This is a genomic window from Rhodocytophaga aerolata, assembly GCF_030503435.1.
Taxonomy (GTDB): domain Bacteria; phylum Bacteroidota; class Bacteroidia; order Cytophagales; family 172606-1; genus Rhodocytophaga; species Rhodocytophaga aerolata.
Genome location: NZ_JAUKPO010000003.1, coordinates 254,143 through 279,684, shown reverse-complemented (window position 1 = coordinate 279,684; position 25,542 = coordinate 254,143). Strand labels below are relative to the sequence as shown.

Annotated in this window: 20 protein-coding genes; 10 read left to right on the top strand and 10 right to left on the bottom strand. The window is 38.7% G+C overall.

What is annotated here, in order from left to right:
- Position 1: 1 nt before the first annotated feature.
- The gene (rnc, locus tag Q0590_RS07950) at positions 2–748 is read left to right on the top strand and encodes a ribonuclease III (protein ID WP_302036980.1); all 747 of its coding nucleotides are present in this window, start codon (positions 2–4) and stop codon (positions 746–748) included.
- Between the two features lie 15 nt (positions 749–763).
- Here the strand turns inward: rnc and Q0590_RS07945 are convergent, their stop codons facing one another.
- The gene (locus Q0590_RS07945) at positions 764–1,774 is read right to left on the bottom strand and encodes a glycosyltransferase family 9 protein (protein ID WP_302036979.1); all 1,011 of its coding nucleotides are present in this window, start codon (positions 1,772–1,774) and stop codon (positions 764–766) included.
- A 781-nt stretch (positions 1,775–2,555) separates the two neighbouring features.
- Here Q0590_RS07945 and Q0590_RS07940 point away from each other — a divergent pair.
- The gene (locus Q0590_RS07940) at positions 2,556–3,605 is read left to right on the top strand and encodes a glycosyltransferase family protein (RefSeq protein WP_302036978.1); all 1,050 of its coding nucleotides are present in this window, start codon (positions 2,556–2,558) and stop codon (positions 3,603–3,605) included.
- A gap of 72 nt (positions 3,606–3,677) precedes the next feature.
- Here the strand turns inward: Q0590_RS07940 and Q0590_RS07935 are convergent, their stop codons facing one another.
- The 3 genes from Q0590_RS07935 to porX all read right to left on the bottom strand — a co-directional run bounded on the left by Q0590_RS07935 (position 3,678) and on the right by porX (position 7,035).
- Positions 3,678–4,910: an alanine dehydrogenase gene (locus Q0590_RS07935; RefSeq protein WP_302036977.1), complete on the bottom strand. Its 1,233-nt coding sequence runs from the start codon at positions 4,908–4,910 to the stop codon at positions 3,678–3,680.
- On the bottom strand, positions 4,903–5,340 hold the full coding sequence (tsaE, locus tag Q0590_RS07930; protein WP_302036976.1) for a tRNA (adenosine(37)-N6)-threonylcarbamoyltransferase complex ATPase subunit type 1 TsaE: 438 nt from the start codon (positions 5,338–5,340) through the stop codon (positions 4,903–4,905). Before tsaE ends, Q0590_RS07935 begins: the two co-directional genes overlap by 8 nt.
- A 96-nt stretch (positions 5,341–5,436) precedes the next feature.
- Positions 5,437–7,035: a T9SS response regulator signal transducer PorX gene (gene porX, locus Q0590_RS07925; protein ID WP_302036975.1), complete on the bottom strand. Its 1,599-nt coding sequence runs from the start codon at positions 7,033–7,035 to the stop codon at positions 5,437–5,439.
- Between the two features lie 176 nt (positions 7,036–7,211).
- Between porX and Q0590_RS07920 the strand changes: the two genes are divergently transcribed.
- The 7 genes from Q0590_RS07920 to Q0590_RS07890 all read left to right on the top strand — a co-directional run bounded on the left by Q0590_RS07920 (position 7,212) and on the right by Q0590_RS07890 (position 14,117).
- Positions 7,212–8,450 (top strand): HD domain-containing protein, encoded by a 1,239-nt coding sequence (locus Q0590_RS07920; RefSeq protein ID WP_302036974.1) that lies wholly within the window; start codon positions 7,212–7,214, stop codon positions 8,448–8,450.
- An 86-nt stretch (positions 8,451–8,536) separates the two neighbouring features.
- A complete protein-coding gene (gene lpxD, locus Q0590_RS07915) occupies positions 8,537–9,580 on the top strand; it encodes a UDP-3-O-(3-hydroxymyristoyl)glucosamine N-acyltransferase (protein WP_302036973.1) in 1,044 nt (347 codons plus the stop codon).
- 147 nt (positions 9,581–9,727) lie between these two features.
- The gene (locus Q0590_RS07910) at positions 9,728–11,119 is read left to right on the top strand and encodes a bifunctional UDP-3-O-[3-hydroxymyristoyl] N-acetylglucosamine deacetylase/3-hydroxyacyl-ACP dehydratase (RefSeq protein ID WP_302036972.1); all 1,392 of its coding nucleotides are present in this window, start codon (positions 9,728–9,730) and stop codon (positions 11,117–11,119) included.
- Entirely contained in the window at positions 11,116–11,898 is a 783-nt protein-coding gene (gene lpxA / locus Q0590_RS07905; RefSeq protein WP_302036971.1) for an acyl-ACP--UDP-N-acetylglucosamine O-acyltransferase, read from the top strand. Before Q0590_RS07910 ends, lpxA begins: the two co-directional genes overlap by 4 nt.
- A 128-nt stretch (positions 11,899–12,026) precedes the next feature.
- Positions 12,027–12,656 carry an ABC transporter ATP-binding protein gene (locus Q0590_RS07900; RefSeq protein WP_302036970.1) on the top strand — a complete coding sequence of 210 codons (630 nt, stop codon included), beginning with the start codon at positions 12,027–12,029 and terminating at the stop codon, positions 12,654–12,656.
- Positions 12,657–12,712: 56 nt separating this feature from the next.
- Positions 12,713–13,210 carry a hypothetical protein gene (locus tag Q0590_RS07895; RefSeq protein ID WP_302036969.1) on the top strand — a complete coding sequence of 166 codons (498 nt, stop codon included), beginning with the start codon at positions 12,713–12,715 and terminating at the stop codon, positions 13,208–13,210.
- Positions 13,211–13,517: 307 nt separating this feature from the next.
- A complete protein-coding gene (locus tag Q0590_RS07890; RefSeq protein WP_302036968.1) occupies positions 13,518–14,117 on the top strand; it encodes a hypothetical protein in 600 nt (199 codons plus the stop codon).
- A 165-nt stretch (positions 14,118–14,282) separates the two neighbouring features.
- Here the strand turns inward: Q0590_RS07890 and Q0590_RS07885 are convergent, their stop codons facing one another.
- Both Q0590_RS07885 and Q0590_RS07880 read right to left on the bottom strand, forming a co-directional pair.
- Positions 14,283–15,245 carry an NAD-dependent epimerase/dehydratase family protein gene (locus Q0590_RS07885; protein WP_302036967.1) on the bottom strand — a complete coding sequence of 321 codons (963 nt, stop codon included), beginning with the start codon at positions 15,243–15,245 and terminating at the stop codon, positions 14,283–14,285.
- A 101-nt stretch (positions 15,246–15,346) separates the two neighbouring features.
- Complete coding sequence (locus Q0590_RS07880) at positions 15,347–16,003, bottom strand: phosphoadenylyl-sulfate reductase (RefSeq protein ID WP_302036966.1); 657 nt, start codon at positions 16,001–16,003, stop codon at positions 15,347–15,349.
- A gap of 88 nt (positions 16,004–16,091) precedes the next feature.
- Between Q0590_RS07880 and Q0590_RS07875 the strand changes: the two genes are divergently transcribed.
- Positions 16,092–18,017 (top strand): BamA/TamA family outer membrane protein, encoded by a 1,926-nt coding sequence (locus Q0590_RS07875; protein WP_302036965.1) that lies wholly within the window; start codon positions 16,092–16,094, stop codon positions 18,015–18,017.
- A gap of 30 nt (positions 18,018–18,047) precedes the next feature.
- On the opposite strand, the gene Q0590_RS07870 is transcribed toward Q0590_RS07875, so the two are convergent.
- From Q0590_RS07870 to Q0590_RS07855, 4 genes are all read right to left on the bottom strand, one after another.
- On the bottom strand, positions 18,048–19,811 hold the full coding sequence (locus Q0590_RS07870) for an SLC13 family permease (protein WP_302036964.1): 1,764 nt from the start codon (positions 19,809–19,811) through the stop codon (positions 18,048–18,050).
- Between the two features lie 212 nt (positions 19,812–20,023).
- A complete protein-coding gene (locus Q0590_RS07865) occupies positions 20,024–23,002 on the bottom strand; it encodes a PD-(D/E)XK nuclease family protein (protein ID WP_302036963.1) in 2,979 nt (992 codons plus the stop codon).
- A gap of 165 nt (positions 23,003–23,167) precedes the next feature.
- Positions 23,168–23,716 carry a hypothetical protein gene (locus Q0590_RS07860; protein WP_302036962.1) on the bottom strand — a complete coding sequence of 183 codons (549 nt, stop codon included), beginning with the start codon at positions 23,714–23,716 and terminating at the stop codon, positions 23,168–23,170.
- A gap of 868 nt (positions 23,717–24,584) precedes the next feature.
- Entirely contained in the window at positions 24,585–25,409 is an 825-nt protein-coding gene (locus Q0590_RS07855; RefSeq protein ID WP_302036961.1) for an MIP/aquaporin family protein, read from the bottom strand.
- Between the last annotated feature and the right edge of the window lie 133 nt (positions 25,410–25,542).

Genomic DNA, 25,542 nt, shown 5'->3' with positions numbered 1-25,542 from the left:
AGTGGTTGACATCCTTCGTTTTGTTAGCGATTTTTTCAAAAGGAGTTCCGATAAAGATAAAAAACTTGCTGCCGATATCTCCCAGATCATTGGCAGCAAGCCTGCTAATATTCATTTATACAAATTAGCCCTCCAACATACATCTGCTTCCAAAGAAACCGGTAAATCCGGATTCCGCGAATCGAACGAACGGCTAGAGTACCTGGGGGATGCTATCCTAGGAGCTGTTATAGCTGATTTTTTATTTAAAAAATTTCCTTATAAAGAAGAAGGGTTCCTTACCGATATACGTTCCCGTATTGTAAACCGCGAGTCGCTAAATAACCTGGCTAAAAAAATTGGCTTGAACAAACTTATTGTATTTGATGGGAACCGCAAAACGGTTCTTACCCATAAATCGATGAATGGTGATGCCTTGGAAGCTTTGGTAGGCGCAATCTATTTAGATAAAGGATTTAAATACTGCAAAAAGTTTATCATTAAACGGTTAATAAGTCCTCATTTTGATCTGGAAAAGATTGTAGAGACTAATTCAAACTTTAAGAGCCTGATAATTGAGTGGGCTCAGCGTGAAAACCGGAATCTACGTTTTGAAATTATTGAAGAAAAAGGAAATCTCCATAATAAAGAATTTATAGCACAGATTGTTATAGACGATAAGCCGTTTACTACCGGAAGTGGCTATAGTAAGAAAAAGGCTGAGCAGGCAGCCGCCGAAAAATCCTGTGAAATACTTCAGCTAAAATAGACGTGTTTTGTTTTTTTAAGAGGCCGTACTTACGGTATCCAGTATTTTTACTATACTGGTTATAGATATATCGTGAGCACACTTAAAATGCTTTTCCGGACAAGCTTTATACCCATGCAACCCACAGGGTCTACAATACAGTGGATACGATACTTCTACAATAAAAGACTTTTCAGCTAAAGGGCCAAACCCAAAAGAGGGTACTGTGGAACAGTAAATAGCACACGTAGGCGCATTCATGGCACTGGCCAGATGCATAGGGGCAGAATCATTCACAAAATTCATTGCTGCTTTTTGCATAAGCGCAGCAGAGGCTAATAATGATAGCCTTCCTGCTAGATTTGTTGCATTCTTCGATTCACAAGCATCCAGAATCTGTTGACAGTTACTTTTATCAGCTGGAGCGCCAAGCAAATAAATGTGAAATTTTTCGGGGATATGTTTCAAAAACTCAATCCATTTCTCTTCAGGAAACTGCTTGGTAAACCATACAGATGTAGGCGCAACACATATATAAGGAGTGAAGATATATCCTGCTATAGCTTCATAATCTTTCAGGGAAGGATATAATTTAGGTTTGGCTGGTATGGCATCTGTTAAATGAGCAATCAATTGATGGTTACGTTCAGTTTCGTGCTGATGATTATCTATCCGGTGGTCAAAACTTTTCGTAAACAACCAAGATACGGGGTTTTTAGAAAATCCTAGTGTTTGCTTTGCTCCCGAAAAAGCGGTAAGCAATCCCATGGCAGCAAAGCGTTGTAAATTGACCACCACATCATATCTTGATTTTCGGACCAAAGAAATAAGCTTTACTAGATTGGTATATTTATGATGATGTTTGTCCCAGATAAGAACTTTGTTTATTAATGGATGCTGATTGAATAAACTTTCATTCCCTTTTCGAAGCAGGAAATCTATCTGTGCATAAGGAAAGTACTGTTTTACTTTTTCAACTATAGCAGTGGCTAAAATAACATCGCCTATAAATGCTGTTTGTACAACAAGTATCTTTTGACTATTCACTATGAGCAGATTTAAGAAATGTAGCTGTTAAAATCTTTAACAAACATTACATGATAATAATTGAATGGTATGAATATTGTTGATAATTATTCTGTTGAACTCAAATACTATATCCTGTTGGAAGGCCTGTTTTAGTTAACTTTTTGATTTGTTCCATAGGAAATGCAGCTGTTGGTAAGTAGAATAAAATAATAAGTAAATTTATAATATATTATTCTTCAATCACAAAAATGCATCACCGTATATTCAACGAAAATTCCTATTCCGGATAAAGATGTATCACATGCTCAAAATTAGTTGAATTTTGGCTTTAATTCAGTTGGCTCCTGCTTTAAATTTTAGGCATAGTACAGTACAAAAATTACCACACTCTTTGCTAACTCTAAAAAATATAATTACATAGAAAAGATATTTTTTTTCAATAATGATAGATTGAATAAAAATTTATGTATATTTCTGTGTATGAGGTATTTGCAATTGAATTTCAGAATATTGTTATCAATTCTTATAAACAGATAACAATATTATATTAAAATTATTATAATAGTCTTCTAATTTGGATCAAGAAAATACTATTATACGATATATTTTTCCTTAAAACTATATGATTTTAGTATACAATTGTCCATTTTTACCGTATTGTAATTTAGATATACCCCAGATAAAGAAATTTATATTTTAGTTCTATCCAAAAACCCTTATTTATACTTTACGTTAAACTAGTTAGTAGTTTTTGTAAACAAAATACATACCCCTTGAACTAATCTGAATAACCTCATTTATGAAAGTATTATACGCAACACAAGCAACTGGAAATGGACATTTAAGTAGAGCAGAAGATATTATAGCTGCTTTAGGAAAAAGAGTTGAGTTGGATGTGCTGATTAGTGGTACCCAATCGGATATTCCTGTAAATTTTCCGGTAAAATACCGATTAAATGGATTCAGTTTTGTTTTTGGCAAGAGTGGAGATATAAGCTTGTTTAATACAATGTTTAAATCTAATCTGCCAAAATTCCTTCAGGAAGTGAACAGTTTGCCAATTGAAGAATACGATTTAATTATTAACGATTTTGAGCCTGTATCTGCCTGGGCAGCCAAAGCTAAAGGCAAGATGTGTATAGGATTGAGTCATCATTGTGCCGTTCTATCTCCTGCTGCCCCAAAATCTGAGCCGTATACAATGCCAGGTAAACTTATATGCAAATACTATGCGCCTGCCGTTAAACAGTATGGATTTCATTTTATGAAATTCGATAAGAATATTTTCACTCCTATCATCAGAAAGCAAATACGTGAGGCAACAGTAACTGATAAAGGACACTATACCGTATACTTGCCAGCCTATGGAGATGCTGAACTATATAATTTTCTCTCTGTGTTTAAAAACACAACTTGGGAAGTGTTCTCTAAACACAATAAATCTCCATTTAAGTTAGGGAATGTACACATACGCCCATTACATAACGATGCTTTTGTAGAAAGTATGGCTTCCTCATCAGGTGTACTTTGTGGAGCAGGCTTTGAAACGCCGGCAGAAGCATTGTTTTTAAACAAAAAATTAATGGTAGTGCCTATTTCTAATCAGTATGAACAACTATGTAATGCAGAAGTATTAAAAACAATAGGTGTTCCAGTATTGAAGAAGTTACATGAGAAGTATAATTATGCTTTAGCTGAATGGGTAGAAAACGGGAGTGCTATTCATGTAGATTATCCGGATATTACAGAAACAGTAGTAGATACCGTGCTTAATAGCAATTTTGCTCCAAGACCTGTATCTGTAGATTATCAGTGGAACGAACCTGCGTATAAAATAAGCCCTGCTTAATACAGCTATTAATATTACTGAATTATACACTACAAGAGAAGCCATGCTAACTGATTAGCATGGCTTTTTTTCTTACAAGCGGGCAGCAGCAGTAAGCAAGCTCATATCTTTATATTTCATATTAAACTTTTTGGCAATGTGCTCATTGGTAAGACTCCCTTTGTATGCATATACCCCTTTCATAAACCATTTATTAGCAAATATCATTTCGTCTATACCACCTGATTTCCCAATCTGAAGAATAAAGGGAGTAAAAATGTGGCTGAAGGCGGTAGTAGCTGTACGGGCAACCCGGGAAGAAATATTAGGTACACAATAGTGGATTACATCATATTTTTTGAAAATAGGATTGCTATGCGTAGTCATCTCTGATGTTTCAAAGCAGCCACCTTGGTCTATACTTACATCTATAATAACAGAGTTGGGTTTCATCATAGCTACCATTTCTTCAGTAACTACACAGGGGCTAATGCCATCTTCTGCCCGCATAGCACCAATTACAACATCTGCCCTACTTATTGCTTCACTCAGGATAAAAGTATTATCAATGGTAGAAGTATATGCCTGGTGTCCAATAGCATATTTGAATCTGCGAAGTTTATAAATGTGCTTATCGAAAATTTTAATTTCTGCGCCCAGTCCTAAAGCTGTACGGGCAGCAAATTCAGCCACCGTACCGGAGCCTAAAATAACTACCTTAGTGGGTGGAACCCCTGTAATACCACCTAGAATTATGCCTTTGCCATTGTTCACGCTGTTCAGGTATTCGGCTGCAATAAGCATAACTGTGCTACCGGCAATTTCACTCATGGCCCTCACTACTGGCATGCCTCCGACTTTATCTTGTATTAATTCAAAGCCAACAGCAGTAATTTTTTTTGCATTTAAGGCATGAATATATTCCGGACTCAGCTTTGCCATCTGCAAAGCAGAGATTAGTGTTTTACCTGGTTTAAAATATTGAATTTCTTCATGAGTAGGTGGGTCTACTTTAAGGATAATATCCGCTTCAAATACTTCTTTAGCCGAATAAGCTATGTGAGCCCCTGCATCACTATAGTCTTTATCAGAAAACTTAGAAAACTCTCCGGCTCCAGTTTCAATATACAGTTGATGGCCATTATTTACCAGAATAGAAACAGCTTCAGGCGTTAGTACAACCCTATTTTCGTTAATATCCAGTTCTTTAGGAATGCCTATCAGAAGTTCTTTGCTGCTGGTTTTTACTTTCAGCAGTGCTTCCTGGGGAGATAAGGCGCCCTGTTTTGCTAAGTCTTGCAGGCCTGTTTTGCTAATGCTACTCATGCTTACTTACGTGTATAACACGCTGATTGGAACCAACGAAGTTAATATTTATTTCTAAATATTTTGCCGGAAGCAGAGAAGGAATTTTAGAAGGCCATTCTATGAAGCAATAATTGCCTGTGTATAAGTATTCTTCCAGGCCAATATCTAAGGCTTCTACTTCATGGTTGAGTCGGTAAAAATCGAAATGGTAAAGTTTGCCTGCACCTGGAGAAAGATATTCGTTTACTAAGCCATAGGTAGGGCTTTGCACTGTATTTATTACACCTAATTCTTTACAAATGGCTTTGATTAATGTGGTTTTGCCTGCACCCATCTCACCCTCCAGCAACCATATTTTGCAGTGGTGATCTTTGGCAAAAGATAATATCTGTTTAGCAACCAGAGGAAGTTGCCTTTCGGAGGAATAAGAGATAGAAAAACCGGTCATATGGTGGCTATGCTGATTGTGTTATAAGCGAATGTGCCAACTCATTCTACACGAACAAATCAGCACATACACTATCAGCACATTACGTAAAACTTGTTATTTTGGTATCAAAGATACAAAAGGAATAATCATTTCTTCTAAAGAAACGCCTCCATGCTGAAAGGTATCTTTGTAGTAATTTACGTAGTAGTTATAATTGTTCGGATAGGCGAAGAAATAATCTTCCAAAGTAAATACATAGGCAGTAGATACATTCAACTTTGGCAGAAAGAAACGCTCTGGCTTACGTACCACCAATACATTATCTTCTTCAAAACCCAAATTTTTACCTTGTTTATACCTTAGGTTGGTATTTGTATTTTTATCACCAATAATTTTATACGGCCGTTTAACCCGGATAGTACCATGGTCGGTTGTAATAATTAACCTGGCCTTCTTATCAGCAATTTTCTTTAGTGCTTCCAGCAGCGGTGAATGAAGGAACCAGGAACGGGTAAGGGATCGGTATGCTGCCTCATCGGGTGCTAATTCCCGGATCATGGCCATGTCGGTACGGGCGTGGGAAAGCATATCTACGAAATTATACACCACTACATTCAGCTGGTTATTCATGAGATTGTTTATCTGATCTACCAGAGACTTACCTTGCGCCGTGCTAATAATTTTATGGTAAGAAGCTTTGCCATCTATCCGGTTTTTCTGTAACTGGCGTATAAGGAACTCTTCTTCCTGGTTGTTTTTTCCTTCATCTTCATCATCGTTCACCCATAAATCCGGATGATATTTTTCCATTTCGCTGGGCAGCATACCGGAAAAAATGGAATTTCGGGCAAAGGCTGTGGTAGTAGGCAGTATAGAATAGTAAGCAGATTCTTCTTCTACATTATAGAATTCGCTAATAATCCCTTCCAGAATTTTCCATTGGTCGTAACGCAGGTTGTCTATCAGAAAGAAAAACAAGGTCTCGTTAGGCTTTACCAGAGGAAAAACTTTCTTCTTCATGAGTTGATGAGAAAGTAAAGGCTTTTCTGCTTTCGTATCATTCAGCCAAGACTCATAATTTTCACTGATAAACTTGGCAAAATTTGAGTTAGCCTCTCCTTTCTGCATTTCTAAGACTTCGGCCATGCTTTTGTTAGCCGAACTATCTATTTCCAATTCCCAGAAAATAAGTTTTTTATAGATTTCTACCCATTCTTCGTGGCCAATACGTTCGTTATAAGCCATGCTGATATTCCGGAAATCTTGCTGGTACCCCAAATTGGTTTTTTCAGATATCAGCCGCTTGTTATCCAGAATTTTTTTAACCGATAGTAATATCTGATTCGGATTTAAGGGTTTTATCAGGTAGTCGGCTATTTTAGAGCCTATGGCCTCTTCCATGATGTGCTCCTCTTCACTTTTGGTGATCATAACAACCGGAAGGCTGGGCTTGCTTGATTTAATCTGAGCCAATGTTTCCAGGCCACTCATGCCAGGCATATTTTCGTCCAGAAAGACAATATCATAATTTACTTCATTGCATTTCTCCAAAGCGTCCGCTCCATTGTTTACTGGTGTTACGTCGTATCCCTTATTTTCGAGAAATAATATGTGTGGTTTTAATAAATCTATTTCGTCATCTGCCCATAAAATAGAATATCTTTGTACATCAGGTGCAGGCTTTGTATTATAGTTTGTCTTAAAGAAAGGCATAGTAACAAAATTTAAATAAGTTATCAGATGTTTAAGCAACCATGAAGCCAGTCTAAAAGTTTATATAACATAATGCAGGTAGTCTGGTTCTAGTTATAGAACGGGCGAGCACCAAAAATATGCCATTGTCAGCCAGTTATATTTATTTTAACATACTTTAACATAGTACAAACAGCTTGAATAAACGGAAAATATTTAACGATCCGGTCTATGGCTTCGTTACTATTACAAGCGAACTGGTGTTCGATATTATTGAAGAACCTTTATTTCAGCGTCTCAGACGTATTAAGCAGCTAGGTCTCACAGATTATGTATATCCTGGGGCTCTACACACCCGCTTTCATCACGCTTTAGGGGCCATGCACCTGATGGGCGTTACCTTAGATAATCTCCGCAGCAAAGGACACGACATTTCCGAGAAAGAATTCGAATCAGCGCTGATAGCCATTTTACTGCACGATGTTGGGCATGGTCCTTTCTCTCATGCTTTAGAAGCCAGCATACTAGCTGGGGTACATCATGAGCGGTTATCGTATCTGTTCATGAAAAGCCTCAATAAAAAGTATGGAGGTATGCTGGAGATGGCTATGCAAATGTTTAATAATACCTATCCAAGACCTTTTTTTCATCAGTTAGTTTCCAGCCAGCTGGATATAGACCGCCTGGATTATCTGCAGCGAGATTGTTACTTTACTGGTGTTTCTGAAGGTACCATAGGTGCAGACCGTATTATAAAGATGCTCGATATTGTAGATGAACGAATAGTGGTGGAGGAAAAAGCCATTTATAGCATAGAGAGCTTCCTGAGTGCCCGCAGGTTTATGTATTGGCAGGTGTATTTACACAAAACTACGATCAGTACCGAAGAAATGCTGATTCAGATAATAAAACGTGCCAGAGAAGTGGCTTTGCAAGGGAAAGAGCTGTTTGCTACACCTGAGTTGCTAAAATTTATTAGGCAAAGTGTACAATTGCAAGATTTCGAATGTGATGAATCTTGCCTGCATGCATTTGCGTCTATTGACGATTACGATATCTGGGGAGCTATTAAGATGTGGACAAACCACCCAGACAAAGTCCTTTCGACTATCAGCCGCATGTTATTGGAGAGAAAAATATTTAAAGTAATTTTGTCTACAGAGAAGCCTGATCAGGAACTGGCCACCAGGCTAAGAAAACAGATAATGAACCAATACCAGTTAACCCCGCAAGAGGCAGAATACTTTCTTATTCAAGGGTCTACTAGCAATGCAGCTTATCTGGCAGGTGGAGAAACAATTAATGTACTGACAAAAAAAGGGGCAATTGTAGATATAGCGGAAGCCTCTGATCTGCCAAATATCAAAACTATGAGTAAAATTGTGAAGAAATACTATACATGCTGGCCTAAAAATATAGTTATGAATGAAAATTGAAATAACTGCTTATAAAAAGAAAATTTAAGTAACTTCTTATTTTCAAAGTCATACGAAATTCGAAAATTCTCTTTCTAAACTATCGAATGGAATTCACCGTACAGCAAATCGCCAGCATACTTGGAGGAAAAATTATAGGAAATGCGTCTGCTAAGATTCATACACTCTCTAAAATAGAAGAAGGTATACCCGGCAGCATATCTTTTCTGTCAAATCCTAAATATGAACCCTATTTATATACCACGCAGGCATCAGCCATTATTATAAGCGATCAGTATACGCCAAAAAGAGAGATAGGTGCTGCCTTAATTCTGGTAAAAGATCCCTATACAGCCTTTACCGTTTTGCTGAATGAATATAACAGACTGCTCAATAACAGTAAAACAGGAATAGAGCAACCTTCATTTATTGGCAGCAGTTCAACGGTAGGGGAAAATATATATGTTGGGGCCTTCGCCTATGTTGGGCACAACTGCACGATTGGCAAGCATGTAAGGATATACCCACAAGCCTATATCGGAGATAACGTGCAAATTGGTGATTATACCGTTGTTCATCCCGGTGTAAAAATTTATTCTGGAAGCATTATTGGCAACAATTGTATTCTTCATGCCGGAGTAGTGATAGGCAGCGATGGATTTGGGTTTGCCCCACAACCCGATGGCTCCTATAAACCCATTCCTCAAGTAGGGAACGTAATCCTGCAAGATAATGTAAGCATAGGAGCCAACACCGTTATTGACTGTGCCACCCTGGGAAGCACAATTATTGGTGAAGGAGTAAAACTAGATAATCTTATACAAATAGCACATAATGTGGAGATTGGAAAGAATACAGTAATAGCTGCACAGACAGGTGTTTCCGGCTCAACAAAAATTGGAGAAAATTGTGTTGTGGGTGGTCAGGTAGGTTTTGTCGGACACATCCGTATTGCCGATAAAACAAGTGTTGGAGCCCAGTCTGGAATAGGAAAAAGTATTACTAAACCTGGTACGGCTGTGCAGGGTTCTCCGGCATTTGACTATAAAGAAAATTTGAAATCACAGGTGATATTCAGAAAGTTACCCCTTTTACTAAAGAAGCTTGATGATTTGGAAGAAAAAATATTAAATTTGTCAGACAAAACGTAACGTGTATTGAGTAATGCGCAGTGAATTTGGCTAATTACAGGGAATAATACCAACATTAAATGTTACATTTTTAAGTAATAATATAATATTTATAATATATCATCTTTTAACTGACATTCAATACTCAATACTAATCATACTCTTTGGATGAATATTAAGCAACATACTATTAAGAAATCAGTAACAGTATCAGGCGTAGGTTTACATACAGGAGTACCTGTTAATATGACGTTCCTACCTGCAAAACCCAATCATGGATATAAATTTCAACGGGTAGATTTAGAAGAGCAACCCATTGTAGATGCCGATGTAGATAATGTAGTTGACTTGTCCCGAGGTACAACCATTGAACAAAGCGGTGCCCGGATTAATACTGTAGAGCATACATTGGCCGCTTTGGTTGGCTTACAAATAGACAATGTACTTATTCAACTGGATGGGCCGGAACCACCCATAATGGATGGCAGCTCCCAAAAGTTTGTAGAAATACTGGAATCAGCAGGATTAGAGGAGCAAAATGCCTTGCGCAACTATTTTGAAGTTACGGAAAGCATTCATTACCGGGATAAAGAAAGAAACGTAGAAATTGCTGCCCTTCCATTAGATGACTACCGCATTACCGTTATGGTAGATTATAACTCGCCGGTGTTAGGTAGCCAGCATGCTTCGTTAAATGATATACGCCTGTTTCCAAAAGAAATTGCTGCCTGCCGTACTTTCTGTTTCTTGCATGAACTAGAGATGCTGCACAAGCAAAACCTAGTAAAAGGTGGTGATTTGAACAATGCAATTGTAATTGTAGATAGGGTTATACGCGACGATGAATTAGATTATCTGGCCAGCTTATTTAACAAACCAAAGGTAGAGGTTAAAAAAGAGGGTATCCTGAATAATGTTGAACTGCGGTATAAAAATGAACCTGCCCGTCATAAACTACTCGACTTAGTAGGTGACTTAGCACTTGCTGGCAGACCATTGAAGGCACAAATTCTGGCTGCGCGCCCGGGGCATGCTGCTAATGTGGCGTTTGCTAAAAAAATAAAAAAAGTGATGCGTGAATCGGCAAAAAATAATATTCCACATTACGATCCTAAATTACCTCCAGTGTTGGATATTAACGATATAGCCCGAATATTGCCTCACCGTTTTCCTTTCCGCCTGGTAGATAAAATTATTTATCTGGATGAATCTACGGTGGCCGGAGTTAAGAACGTAACGATTAATGAACCTTTTTTTGAAGGCCATTTTCCGGGTAATCCAGTATTTCCTGGGGTATTTCAGATTGAAGCAATGGCACAGACAGGCGGCATACTGGTGCTAAATTCTGTACCCGATCCTGAAAACTATTGGGCATACCTGTTAGGTATTGAAAGTTGCCGGTTCAGACGGATGGTGTTACCGGGTGATACGATTATATTTAAGTGCGAGTTACTTGCGCCTGTTAAAAGAGGCATTGCCAAAATGCAGGGCCAGGCATTTGTAGCCGGTAACCTAGTTTGTGAAGCAGTTATGTCAGCAAGTATTGTAAGAAAAAAATGAATCAACCCTTAGCTTACATCCATCCGGATGCTAAAATTGCTCAGAACGTTACGATAGAGCCTTTTACTACTATATATAAAGATGTACATATAGGAGAGGGAACCTGGATTGGCCCCAACGTAACGATTATGGAAGGTGCCAGGATAGGCAAAAACTGTCAGATATATCCTGGTGCAGTAATTTCAGCACCCCCCCAAGATCTGAAGTACAAAGGGGAACCTTCTACGGTAGAAATCGGAGATAATACAGTAATTCGTGAGTGTGTAACCCTTAACCGTGGTACAGCCCTGGATAAAAATACAACCATGATTGGCAAAAACTGCCTGATTATGGCATATGTGCATATAGCACACGATTGTATTATTGGCAATAATGTAATTATTGTAAACTCTGTACAATTAGCCGGCCATATTGAAGTGCAGGACTATGCCTTTATTGGTGGTGCTTCGGCGGTACATCAATTTGTGAAAGTAGGTGCACATGCCATGATTTCCGGAGGCTCTTTAGTGCGTAAAGACGTTCCGCCCTATACAAAAGCCGGCCGTGAACCTTTGGCTTACTGTGGAATTAACTCAATAGGTTTGCGCAGAAGAGGGTTTACAAATGAGAAAATAAATGAAATTCAGGAAATCTATCGAAATATTTACCTGCGCGGAATGAACAATGCAGATGCTGTAGATCTGATAGAGGTAGAAATGGCCCCTTCTAAGGAAAGAGATGAGATATTAAACTTCATTAAAAGCTCAGAAAGAGGCATTATGAAGGGCAACGATGCTTAAAATAAAAGCATTTACAATTATGCGCCATTACTCTTTTTGCCAATCTACTCTGTTAGTTGCTTAATTAAGAATTTCCTCAGAAGCATAGTCTAATTATCAGGCCATGCGCTAATTTATTTAATGATTCAATGCAGATTCATGTAGAAAATCTGGGGAAAAAATTTAACCGCGATTGGATATTTAGAAATCTATCTACTTCATTTTCTGCAAATCAATCCTATGCGATAACCGGCGCTAACGGAAGCGGCAAATCTACATTATTACAAACACTTGCTGGTATACTGCCACCTACCGAAGGTAAGCTTACTTTCCTGCAAAATCAGAAAACTATTACACCAGATGAGTTTTTTCGTTACCTGGTAATGGCTACCCCCTATCAGGAGTTAATTGAAGAATTTACATTAATTGAAACCGTTACTTTTCACACCCGGTTTAAGCCATTACGGAAAGGGATTACAACAAAAGAGTTTGTAGAATTAATTTATCTGCCAAAAGCCTTTCACAAACCTGTTAAGTTTTTTTCGTCTGGTATGAAGCAACGGTTAAAATTAGGATTAGCTTTTTACTCAGATACGCCTATTCTTCTATTAGACGAACCTACCTCTAATCTTGATAAAACCGGTGTAACCTGGTATAACCAACAGATTGCACAGAATCTGCATAACCGCATTGTCATTATCTGTTCTAACCAGCCGTATGAATATGAATTCTGTAAAAAAATACTGCACATAGAAGATGCCTATGTGAATGTGCGTTGAATTGCGTATATTTAACTTTAATCCACAATAAACTTTACTCCTAACTCTTCCTTGAAATGAAAAGATATTCTGCGCTATTGTTTGCCTTGTTGTTATCAATATGTATTATTTCTGGCTGTAAAAAAGACGATGAACCCAAGCAACCCACCAAAACAGATATACTCACGGGCAGAGATTGGAAGTTTCAGGATTTATTTGCTTTCGGACAGAATTTGACCACTCTAGGCGTTGCGCAATATTTAGGAGGCGTAACTAATTCTAATTTTAAATTTAATAAAGATGGCAGCTATATAGCTACCAATCGTACAACCAATGCTACCACTCCTGGCAAATGGGAATTTGGCTCCAATGAGACAACGTTAATCTTAGATAAAGGGACAGCTGATGAAACAACCTTTGACATTGTTACCTTAACAGATAAAAACCTGGATTTACGATTCTCAATCAATAAAAACGAAATAGATTCATCGTTACTGCCTGCTAACTTACGGGCTTTATTAGTTTTTGCAGATGAACAAATACCAGTGGATGTTAAACTGATTCCTGCAGAATAACAACGGCTCTGCTGAGTGCCTGATAATAGGCTGATTGGTCTATAAAAAAGTATCCCGCTGTATGTATATGGAAGCACATGCAGCGGGATACTTTTTTGTAAATGGTTTTATAGTTGAATGAGATGCCTTTATTGATTGTGTGCTAACAGAATACTACTGAAGTGAACTAGGCACAATCTATACATGAAACACTAACAAAAGGGTGCGGGAATGGGTTGTAGGATTGGTATAAAAAGCCTGAGTAAATTTTCTGAAACTTTAGTGTTGCTCCCAGAGTTAAATAATACTCGCAAAACCACTCTTTTACATGGATTCCTCAAACAAAGAACATAATGCTGGATATATACAAATACCTCAGATTTTCTATTGCTATGCAACTCAAAAACCTTTCGAAGAGTGCCTGGTATGCAAAAAGAAACTCCTGGAGTCAGATACCCCGTATGTAATTGAAAAAGCAATTAAAAAATACCCTACCTATACAGCTAAAGATGTAGTATCTGAGTATGCCATTTGCCTGGCATGTAATGCAGAAATGCAAAACAGTTTATCAGAGTATTCAAAGGAGCTAATTAACACGTATTTTAATCAGCGGGTAGATTTAATGAGCCGCCGGCATAAAATGCTAAAGGAACATGGACCAGATATAGATGCCTGGTTAACTAACTGTTTAATTTATCAAACGCCTGTCACGGACATTTCAGAATACCAAATATACGCCTATTGTGAAGGCAGCTATCTTGTTTTTTCAGCCATGCCATTTATGATTAGTGGACGGGCCATAGAGGAAATTGCAGAGCAATTATCTCCCGAAACGAAGGAAGTACTGGATGATTTTATTGATGAACATTTTGGATTACCGCCAGAACTTAAGGAGTTGTTAAAGAACAGAAAGTTAATTCACCTTTGATTAATACCTGCGCCAAACTAGGCAACCTATAGTGACACAAACTCATAGATGCCGTTATACGCTAGCAAAAGGTAGCTTGTATTTCTTAAAAGCTATTACACGTACAAGTAGCCACCTATAAGGTGAACAAGCATTCATAGGCAAAATAGATTCAGAACTGCAATGTTAGATACCTTGTCCATAGCCTTTGTCTTGCAAAATAACATCAGAAGAGCTAAAGGCAAACCGTTCTTTAAAGCTGATTAATTCTTGTTTGAGTGAAGTTTCAGGCAATGTTATATATTCTCTAAGCTTACTGTTAGGGTCTATCTTTATCTCTTTCAGCGTAAGGTGCTGATTGATAAACAGGAATTCGAGGCTCGGAAAAATTTCTTTAAATACATCTATCAAATCAAGCAGTTGTATATTCTTATCTGTCAGGTTATAAATACCAGAAGGAATTTCATTTAAAATAACCTGAGTTAAGCCAGCTACCAATTTATCTATGTGAATGAAAGACCGGTGTTGCTTGCCATTGCCATTGATAGAAATCCGGTTGTTAAAGTTCGCATCAAACATAAACCGGTTAATTACTGCATCAAACCGCATACTGGGGCTGTATCCATATACATTGCCGCAACGGATGATAAGGGTATCAATCTTGTTGAACAGCCGTTTGATATGGGTTTCTGCCCGCAATTTAGAAACACCATAAAAAGTTTCCGGGTTTGGGCTGCTATCATCAGTAAGTACGTCAGAAGAAGAGCCATATACAGATGTACTGCTTACATATATTAGTTTAGCAACCTGACTTTCTTCTATAGCATACACCAGTTCTGCCGTTCCCCAATGGTTTACCTGCTCATAGAAATGCGAATCTGTATTATCAAAAGGAGTGGTTACTTTAGCGGCCAGATGAAATACAATATCTATTCCCTGCAATGACTTTCGCAGTTTTCGTGAATCTAACAGATCTCCAAAAATGAATTTAATTTTGTTTGTTTCCAGCCGATTGCCCAGAAACAGGTTGTAATTTCCTTTACTAAGGTTATCGTAGATAATAATATTGTCTATTTGCGGAAAGGAAACAAGGTACCTTACCAGCTCAGTGCCAATGTAACCGGCTCCGCCTGTAATGAGTATATTCATATTGAATAGGGATGAATGATTATTGACGAATGATAAAAAATAGGGATGAATGAAAATAAATCATAACTAATCTTTTTTCATTCATCCACATCCATTTCTGTTTATTTAGAGACTAATTCTGTGTGCAAGCCACACTCTGTTTTCTTTAGTCCATACCAGCGGCCTTCACGTTCCAGCATTTCCGGATCAAACTTGCGGGTACAAGGTTCACAACCAATACTAAAGTATCCCTGCGCTTCCAGCGGATGGCGTGGAAGTTTGTGTTCTTTCAAATACTGTTCAATCATCCGGCTGTTCCAGTCGAGCATTGGGTGAAAGCGGAAAGTACCGTGCGGCGCCGGCTGTTCTACCTTCATGCGTTTGCGCACATCACTCTGGTCGGCTCGTACGCCATTAATCCAAACATCATGCTCAGCTAATACGTTATCAAGTGGCTGAACTTTGTTTAAATGACAACAGAAATCAGGATCAGAAGTAAAAAGTAATCGGCCGGAAGCATCTTTCTGCATATGCTTTGAGGTACTGGAGTGTAAATCCACTAAATTTAACCCTAATAACTGGGTTATCTGATCCCTGTAAACTACAGTTTCAGGAAAGTGAAAGCCAGTATTGATAAAGTAGATTGGGATTGTCCGGTCAATCTGGCTCAAAATATGCAGTAATACAACACTGTGTGTTTGAAAAGACGAAGTAGAAAAAAGCCGGAGGCCCCTTTCCTTATAACCTTCGATTTGTTTGCGAATAAGTGTGGTTTCCAAGGTACTGCTTGTTTAAATAAAGCGACAAATATACATAAAGTACAATTTAAATATTAAATTAATTCCGAGTAATGTGACTAAGCGGTGTTTGAATAGATGGGCGGGCGTTATTTTTCTATTGTTAGTATACAGTGGTTTATCCGCTCAGATTCGGAACGATACCATACGTACCCTTAAGGATACTACCCATAATAGATTAATAGTGGGTGATAATGAAATATTGGAATCTATTCAGAAAAGAAAAAATGAGGCAGATTCCTCTAGGCATTTTTATGAGAAACTGAAAAAAACATTTTCTAAGACCAGAGTTACGCGTGAATTATACCGGATGCTCTTCCGGGAGCCGTATCAAAATGCCGCTTCTTTTGCTACTCAAAAAACAGACAACCGGTATGATAAGTACGAAGGCCGCATTATTGGCAGAATTGATATTAATACGTTAGACCCTTTTGGTGCCAGGGTAAATGATACCCTGCGGCAGGCAGATAACTGGCTGGAAAGGGCCGGCAATACCATGCATGTTTCTACCAAGTCTTATGTAATCCGGCAAAGCTTATTGTTTAGTAAAGGAAAACCATTAAATCCACGCATTATTTCAGATAATGAACGGGTGCTCAGGCAGCAATTACCTTTTATTCAAGATGCCCGCATTTTTGTGCTTCCCAGAATACACGACAGAGATACCGTAGATGTACTTGTACTTGTGCAGGATAACTGGTCAATATCCGGCGATTTTGCTATTGGCGGCTTAACTTCCGGAAATGCTAAGCTGGACGATAAAAACATTTTTGGATTAGGTCATGAATTAATTAACCAAGTATCCTATAATGTTTTCCGTGACCAGAAGTGGGGCTACCGGGGCTATTACCGGGTACCTTTCATTGGCAAAACCTTCATTTTTGGTGAGTTGAGCTATATTAATGAGTGGAATCAGAATATTTATGGGTTGCGTTTGCGTAGAGATTTCCTGACACCCAGTACCAAATTTGCCGGTGGCCTTGAAGTGACACAACATCGGTTACTTCGGGAGTTTATCCCTTTTGGCACCGATACGGTTGCTCAGCGGTTTACCTATTCCTTTAATTTAACTGATGTATGGCTTGGCCGGTCTTTTCCTATCAATATTGGCAGCGAAAATTTCAGGCAGCGAACACGAATTGTTCTGGCAGGAAGGGTAACCAGCAATAATTTTAATGAACGTCCCTTAGTTACAGCAGATACCAATCAATTATACTGGAACCGTTTTTTAAGTTTAGTGAGTGTAGGTATTTCTAACCGCAGCTATTTCCGCGATGTATTAATCTATGGGTTTGGGCGTACAGAGGACGTACCTTATGGAGGAATGTTATCGTTTACTGGCGGCCTGGAAAGCAATGAGTTTGGCAGGCGGATGTATGCAGGCATAAAAGCCTCCCGAGGCAAATACTATCCTAACTTTGGCTATCTGGTTAACACGCTTGAGGCTGGTAGTTTTATAGATAACAAACGATGGGAAGAAGGTGTACTACGCCTAGGAACAAAATACTTTAGCCGGTTATTTATGCTTAGAACATGGCGGGTACGGCAATTTGTGGATTTCCGTTTTACAAAGGGCATTGGCCGGTTTGACACAGAGTTTATTGATATTAGCAACTCCAATGGTATACGCGGAATAGGTAATCTGGCTTTGAGGGGTACCAAAAGTATAGTAGTCAACCTGGAAACGGTATTTTTTACACCTATTAATATTTTAGGCTTTCAGATAGCCAGCTTTACTTATGCCGATCTGGGCATGATCACTCCTGCGGATGTAAACCTGTTTGCCGGTCAATTATTTCAAGGATATGGGTTAGGCTTTAGAATCAGGAACGAGAATCTTACGTTTAATACTTTCCAGTTCCGTTTAGGCTATTACCCCAACATTCCTAATAATGCGGCCATATTCCGGACCCAGTTTTCAGGCATTCCGAGTCTGCGCCTAAGCGATTTTGATATAAGAGCCCCGGAAGTAATAAACTTTGGCCAGAGGTATTAATGATTACTGGGCTTTAAGGCTAGGAAATGTTCATAAAGGCCAGAAGTAAGGTACAAAAAATATGAGCAGGGCAATGAGGATTAATGTAAGAATAGAGCCAGTCTTCAGAAAGTCGAAAAATTTATATTTTCCGGGGCCATATACCAGAATACACGAGGGCTCAAAAGGAGTAACTAGCGATACAGAGGCGGCCAGCATAATAGCTATGGCGAATGAACGCGGATTGGCTCCTAACTCTTCAGCTGTTTTCAGGGCAATAGGCAAAACTACTAAGGCCGCTGCCGCATTAGACATGGGCTGAGTCAGAAATACAGTTAATATAATAAAGCCTGCCATGATGAAGATGACACCCAAAGGTTCTAGCAAGTTTACTACATGAGCGGCTAAAAAGTCAGAGGCGCCAGATTTTTCCATGGCAGTGCCAAACGCACTCATACCGCCAATAAGAATCAGTAAGCGCCAATCAATACTTGTGTAAGCTTTCTCAATAGGCATAGATTTGGAAATAACCGCCAGTACAGCAGCCGTCAAAAAGCATACAGATAAAGGTGCCAGTCCCAATGATCCGGCAATTACAGCCAGCATAAATACAATGATTGAAAAAAAGCCCCTCTTTTCTCTGTACTTAATGGGTGTAAACTCTTCTCCAATAATTGCCAGATCACGGCTTTCTTTTATAGCCTGTATACGTTCGGAAGTGCCCTGAACCAGCAATAGATCTCCTAAGCGTAACTCTATACTGCTGATTTTATCTACCAATGGTTGCCCATGTCTGTAAATAGCCAGCACCACCAGGCCATAACGCTGCCTAAAGCCAGCTTGCTTGATTGTAGTACCTACCAGTTCCGATTCATTATTTGTAATAAGTACTTCTGCCAGCCGGATACCATCGGTTTGTATCGTAATATCATCCAAGGTATCTGCTTTTATCTGAATGCCGTTAGTTTCCTTAATTTTTATTAACTGATCAATCTTGGCTTCTACCAGCAACATATCTCCTGCTTCAATTTCTAAATGCGGATGCGGAAAAAACTGCGTTTTATTCCGGATAAGTTTTAGGATGCGGATATCCATACGGCTTAGGTTGGAACCTATAATTTTCTGCCCAATCAGGGGGGAACCATGTACTACAACTACCTCACTTAAGTATTCCCGGATAGCATATTCATCTGTCAGGTTATGGTCAATATGATTAGGTAAAAAATGTCGCCCGATCAGTACCATATATAGAGTACCCGTACCAAACAAAATTAATCCTATAGGCAGTATTTCAAACATACCAATAGCAGGCAAATTCATCTGCCGCATATACCCACTTACCGCTACATTCGTAGACGTGCCAATCAAGGTACAGGTACCACCCAGAATGGAAGCAAATGCCAGTGGCATCAACAATTTGGATGCACTTATATTCAGCCGCCGGCACATGCCCAGAATAGGGCCTACAAATAGTGCTGTAACAGTGGTATTATTCATAAAAGCCGAAATGGTACCAGTTACCGACATCACAGACAGCATAAGTATACCCGGACTAACATTTGATAGGTTTGCAAGTTTGCCCCCTACTTTATCCAGTACACCAGTTTCGCGTAAAGCGCCGCTAATAATAAATATAGAAGCAAGAATAACAATAAAATCGCTGCTGAATCCGGCAAACGCTTCGGCGGGCGTAAGTATATTACTCAGAATGAGCACAATAAGCAGAATCAGCGTAACTATATCTACCGACAATTTCTCTGTGGCAAACAGCACGATAGCTAATAGTAGTAGTCCTAACACTAAGGCAATCTCCATAAGTGGTTAAGCTATTCTGGTGAGTTGCTGATTACGTATTAAATTAAAATTACTGAATTTCCGGATAGGCTTATTTAGTAAGGTCTGCATCAGTGAGAGTTAAAAATATATACAAAAACCATCTGAAGTATACAAATATTTTGAGATAATACCATACTAACCTACCCTATTTTTATTAATAGCTATCTTTATCCGTACACTACTGGTTGGGCTTACCGCCCACAAATACCTGTATACGGGCAGAATGTACACGATTCCAGCCGGGTAGTACGCTCAAAAGGTTTATCCGGATTCAGTATAGTTGAAATAAGTTTTTGCAGATATATTTCTGATTGGGAAACAAAATTTTCCAGAGTATGGCCAGCTCCCTCATTAAACCTAAGTTGGTCGGTAAGTAACCCTTCGCCAATATTGCGGAAAGAATAAATCCCTGCAATCAGTTCATGTTCTTCGGCTGACAAATGGCGGTCAGCCAAACGCAGCCCTTTTTCATGTAGCATTCGCTTCGCCAGAATATACTTGTATAGCCATAACTGACGCACTTTGTCTGCTTCCGGGTTGGTTACTAATACTGTCTCCAGATCGGTGCTTCCAGCCTTCAACTGATTTTTTTCTACTTTGCCGGTTTTATAATCAATAATCCGTATGGTGTTTCCTACTTTATCTATCCGGTCCAGGCGGCCATATAGTTGTACTTTTACGGGCTTTCCTTCTATGTCAAGCGTTAGGCTGGTACTCAATGTTTTTTCCAACCCAAGAATTTCCAGCGGAAATATATCTTCTTCCAGCTGGTGTTCCAGTAAGTTTCTGATGACATGAGAAGCTACTTTGTAAAGCAGAAAATTTAATCCATTTTGCAAACTGCCCCCTGGATGGGTTTCAGCATATATTCTTTGTACCCTGGCAGGAATGGTTTTTAAAATTTGCCGGATGTCATCCTTCTGTATGGCTCTGCCAAAAGCCGCCAGTTCATGGTCAATTTCCTCTAAAGTTTTGTGTACCAGATTTCCAAAAGTGCCTGCACTCATACTTTCCTGCACTTCTTCCTCTTCCTTCAGGTTGCTTAGGTAGCTGTAATAATACCGCAAGGAGCAGGTAATATAGGTGTTGATTTGTGTAGGGGAAATTCCTTTACCGATCTCCCGGCTTAAATGCTCCAGCAGCGGTGCTGATTTTTCTACTTGTAAGGGCAGTACAGCTGGCGCAGATGTGTTTTCTGATAATTTTACCGTCTGGTGATGGATGCGGATATTTGGGTTTTGCATGGCCAGTTCATGTTCTAGTTGATGCAAAAACCGGCTTTTTTCCCCTGCATTATAGGTTTCAGATGGCAGTACATATAAGAAATATACTTTTTTTGCCCGCTGCAGCAAACGGTAGAAGTGATAGCTTATCGTGGCTTCCTGCGAGCGGTAATTGGGCAAGCCAAATTGCAGGCTGATATCCAGAGGAATTAGGGAATTTTGCTTTTTTATGCCCGGCAAAACCTTTTCATTGGCTGACAGAATAAGCACGTTTTCAAAATCTAGTGTACGGGTTTCCAGCATACCCATAATCTGCAACTTGCTTACCGGCTCTCCGCTGAATGGAATTTTGTCTTGTTTAAATAATTCGTATAAAAATAATTTTAAGCTGCGTAAGGATAGAGTTTCTGTTCCAGCTTGCTGCTCGCGTTCCTGTAAAATAGTGTCCAGCCGTTTGATAATCTTATAGAAACGGAACAAATATTCTGTTTCTATGGCATCTTTGTGTACTTTATATACTTTGCGCAATACATCAATCAAATTGTAGAAACACTGTAAGGCTTTGCGGGCTTCTCCGTTCCAGGGAGTAAACAATACTGTAAAAAGCTGTTCATGCTTACCTAAACTCTGTAATTCTTCCGGGCTGAGAAATACTTTATTAAACTCTGTAATATAAGTAAGTGTATGGCGGATATAATTACTTGTACCTCCTTCTTCACTAGTGTTCTCTTCCTGAGCCTGTAGAAAAAGTTGTTCGTATTGTTTGATAAATGGGTGTGTAAGTACTTTTACTACATGCCGGTGATTAAACTTGGCTGTTTTTTTCTGGGTACCTCTGCCCGATAAAGTCAGGTATTGAAGCTCAAAGAGTAGGTTCACTAAGGTAAACAGGGCAGAGCTTCTAAGAGATAAGCCCATGGTAATGTTAAAATCCTCTACTGCCGGGTCCAGCGACTGAAGAACAGACATTAATAAATTCTCGTCGGGCAGTATAATGGCCGTCATCCCTGAATCGGTATAAGAGTTTTCTTCTAAAGGCAGCGAAGAAATTTTTTCTTTCTGAAGGTTGAGGTAAATCTGAGAGGCCACTTTGCCTTGCATACTGGCATTAAGCACCCCAATCATATAAAAGTCTTTTTTATCTGTTGACAGGTAGTCAGCTTGCCAATTCCACTCTCCTAACTTACCTTGTGCTTTATAGCGGCGCAACAAATCTCCGGCTTTGGCTTCTATATTATACTCCATATAATAGCTGTCCGTATCCCAAAGCAGAGTAGCTTTACGGGCTTTAACCAGTTCTTTCAGTATTTTCTCTTCAGCAAAACTTAAAGCATTTAATCCAATAAATATATACTGGTCTACCTCGTTAGCTTCCAGCAGTTTCTCAGGATGCTCAGCTACCCAGCGGTACATCATACCCCGGTACGCCTTTTTCTGTTCCTGAAGTTTGCTTTTCAGCGCAGCATAAGTCCGGTCGAGGTTCTCCCAGAGTTTAAAATAGTTGTCTACCAGCTGAGAATGAATAGCCGAAGAGGTAGGTAATATATCTGGCTGCCAGCGCTCTATGGCTTTTACTTTAGTAAGGTAGCTGAATAGATCTTTTGTATCTACCAGATACTGGTCTATCTTATCAAAATCCTGTAGTAGCGGATGTGCCCAGGAAGTGAAGCGGTCGAATTGTATATGCGGGTCTATTTCTTTGCATACATCATACAGCAGCCACAGCAGGCTTATCGGTTCTACTAGTTCTGCCTCTGCGGTTTCCGTAATAAAATCGTCAATAGGTAATACATTGGGGGCAAACACTGGGGTATCTGCCTGCATAGCCAGGGCACGTTTAAAGAAAAAACAAGCTCTGTTGGTAGGCAATACTACAACAATCCGGTGCAACCTGTCCGGATAGGTTTTGAACACATGCGCCGCAGCCTGCTCCAGAAATGTTTGCATGAGTAAAAAAAGTAGTACTATTTCAAAGATAAGACAAAAGCCTGAAGGGAAAGGGCCATTTAGGATGTATATTCTTTGAAAGAATTACTACAAAAAGCAAAACAGCTTCTGACGTTGGCCAGAAGCTGTTGGTAATAACCAGGTTATAATACCGTGGCAGAAGAATTAAAATTGTTCTGAAGTAATTACTTTGTTGTTGTTTTTTACTTCAAACGTAAAGTTCTCAGCTTGTAACTGGCTTAAGTTATAAACCTTGCTGAAGCTACTAGATGTTTGAATATAGTCGCTGTATACAATCCGGTTGTTGTTGTCTTTAATTTCTACCTGCAAACCACCAGATGACTGTCCAACCATAACCAGCTGAAACTTCTTTGTATCTAAGGCTTGGATTTTAACTTTAACAGGAGCCACAGCAACTGTATGGTTTAATGGTAATACTACGCGGCCAGTGTGATCTTTCACTTCAATCTGGTAATTTCCTTCTGCCAAAGAAGCAAAGTTATATGGACGCATAAAGCCTTCTGAATCATTGATGATGCGGTCTACCATAATCACTTTGCCATTTGCATCTAAAATGTTTACCGTAACAGCTCCTTTATGTGCAGATTGATATACAACCTGATAAACAGATTTTTTGCTGGTAGGTCTTACAATAGGCTGTGCATTTTCTTTTACCTCGCCTCTATCATTAGAAGCAAAAAGAGAAGTACTCATAAGTGTTATAAGTACAGCTAATAAAGTTGTTTTCTTTCTCATTGCGATTTTACATTTATTGTGTTCTATGCAAATCTAAGAGCATTGCTTTATTAGTAAAATACAAAAAGTGGAGATAATATTTGCTTGTACAAAAAAACGCATAATTGTTAAAGTGCTGTAGTATGCTCCTTATAATAAATATAAAATTTTTAATATAAAGTTAAATCCATAGATTTGTTAAATTGTACTATAGCAGTATGATATTTGAAAATAGAGGCATTTTGATAGGAATATTTTAATAATTCATAGGAGGTGTGTAAATAAATGAAATTTCTCCTTTTAACTAGTAATATTTATATTTCTAAATTAAAGTAAAGGCAGAACTAAGAATAATACATAAAGAATATTATTAAATATAATTTTTCAAATAATAGCTATGATTTGTCCGGTAAGCATATAGTAAAAAAATTATATTATACGAATACGCACTATTTGATTGATAAAATCCGACTGTTGTTAGATAGAGTTTTGTTAAATCTCTTACAGTTGACGTAATTTTCATGTAATATTTATTATAGAATTTAACAAAAGTTAGCCGAAAATATAGTCTATAAGCATAATGCACTTGTTTTCTTACGTAAGAAAATTTTGAAAATATTCTTCTATTTTATCTTAAGAGCAAATATCCAATGTTGAGCATGCTCGAATGATCCATTTTTTGCTAGAGAAGCAGTGGTAAGTTTATTTGTATTTTTGCTGATGGATTTCAACAAAAATTTTTGTAAAAGTAAATAAAGGTGGTAGGTAACTAAATAAATGTTGAAATAGAGAGATACAATAGCCTGTAATAAAACAAGTCTAGGAAAGAAATGCCCAAAAATTTCAGTTAGTTTTTTTGCTTCTGCTGTGGCACGCCCGGTACCGAAGAACTCTCTTTCACAACAGCAATTACTATAATTAATAATGCTATGGTTACTACTACCCACAATAATCCGAAAATTTGTTGAGTAAATAAGGCTTTATATACCAAAGCTCCTAGCATACCTCCTATGATAGGTCCTACGATGGGAATCCAGGCATATGCCCAGTCAGAACTTCCTTTGCCGTAAATAGGTAAGACAAAATGGGCGATTCGGGGGCCTAAGTCTCTAGCCGGATTGATGGCATATCCGGTTGTGGCGCCTAAAGAAAGGCCAATAGCCACTACCAGTAACCCCACTACCAAGGGATTTAAGCCTTCTGTAAATTTATTTGCCCCAATAGCAGATATACCAAATAATAAAATAAAGGTGCCGATCATTTCACTCAGCAAGTTAGACCAGGGTTTCCGGATGGCTGGGCCTGTGGCAAATACGGCTAGTTTCGTCATTTGATCCCTGGTTTCTTTCCAATGCGGCAGATAGTGTACCCATACAACGGTAGCTCCCAAAAAGGCACCTATCAGTTGGGCAACAATATACATAGGAACATCCGTCCAGGGAAAGTCGCCAACGGCAGCTAATCCCAAGGTAACAGCCGGATTTAGATGGGCTCCACTAAATTTGGTAGCTGTGTACACGGCCAAAGTTACAGCTAATCCCCAGCCTATGGTAATAACTATCCAGCCTGAATTTTCGGCTTTTGTTCCTTTTAAAATAGCGCCAGCCACCACACCACCTCCCAGGATAATAAGTACCATGGTGCCTACCAGTTCACCTAAAAATGCAGACATATGTGAATGTAAAAATTATGTAATGAGTTTATTGTTCCCTGTCAAAGTAGATTGGTAATCTATTAAAGGTTTATCAATTATTCTAATAATTGAATAAAAAACAGGAAAAATATTACTATACAAGTAGAATAAA

Bases quoted from the DNA above. Each gene is read 5' to 3' on its own strand.
- Q0590_RS07940 (WP_302036978.1), top strand. From the start codon at position 2,556: ATGAAAGTATTATACGCAACACAAGCAACTGGAAATGGACATTTAAGT.
- Q0590_RS07935 (WP_302036977.1), bottom strand. From the start codon at position 4,910: ATGAGTAGCATTAGCAAAACAGGCCTGCAAGACTTAGCAAAACAGGGC.
- tsaE (WP_302036976.1), bottom strand. From the start codon at position 5,340: ATGACCGGTTTTTCTATCTCTTATTCCTCCGAAAGGCAACTTCCTCTG.
- porX (WP_302036975.1), bottom strand. From the start codon at position 7,035: ATGCCTTTCTTTAAGACAAACTATAATACAAAGCCTGCACCTGATGTA.
- lpxD (WP_302036973.1), top strand. From the start codon at position 8,537: ATGGAATTCACCGTACAGCAAATCGCCAGCATACTTGGAGGAAAAATT.
- Q0590_RS07910 (WP_302036972.1), top strand. From the start codon at position 9,728: ATGAATATTAAGCAACATACTATTAAGAAATCAGTAACAGTATCAGGC.
- lpxA (WP_302036971.1), top strand. From the start codon at position 11,116: ATGAATCAACCCTTAGCTTACATCCATCCGGATGCTAAAATTGCTCAG.
- Q0590_RS07900 (WP_302036970.1), top strand. From the start codon at position 12,027: ATGCAGATTCATGTAGAAAATCTGGGGAAAAAATTTAACCGCGATTGG.
- Q0590_RS07895 (WP_302036969.1), top strand. From the start codon at position 12,713: ATGAAAAGATATTCTGCGCTATTGTTTGCCTTGTTGTTATCAATATGT.
- Q0590_RS07890 (WP_302036968.1), top strand. From the start codon at position 13,518: ATGGATTCCTCAAACAAAGAACATAATGCTGGATATATACAAATACCT.
- Q0590_RS07885 (WP_302036967.1), bottom strand. From the start codon at position 15,245: ATGAATATACTCATTACAGGCGGAGCCGGTTACATTGGCACTGAGCTG.
- Q0590_RS07870 (WP_302036964.1), bottom strand. From the start codon at position 19,811: ATGGAGATTGCCTTAGTGTTAGGACTACTACTATTAGCTATCGTGCTG.
- Q0590_RS07865 (WP_302036963.1), bottom strand. From the start codon at position 23,002: ATGCAAACATTTCTGGAGCAGGCTGCGGCGCATGTGTTCAAAACCTAT.
- Q0590_RS07860 (WP_302036962.1), bottom strand. From the start codon at position 23,716: ATGAGTACTTCTCTTTTTGCTTCTAATGATAGAGGCGAGGTAAAAGAA.
- Q0590_RS07855 (WP_302036961.1), bottom strand. From the start codon at position 25,409: ATGTCTGCATTTTTAGGTGAACTGGTAGGCACCATGGTACTTATTATC.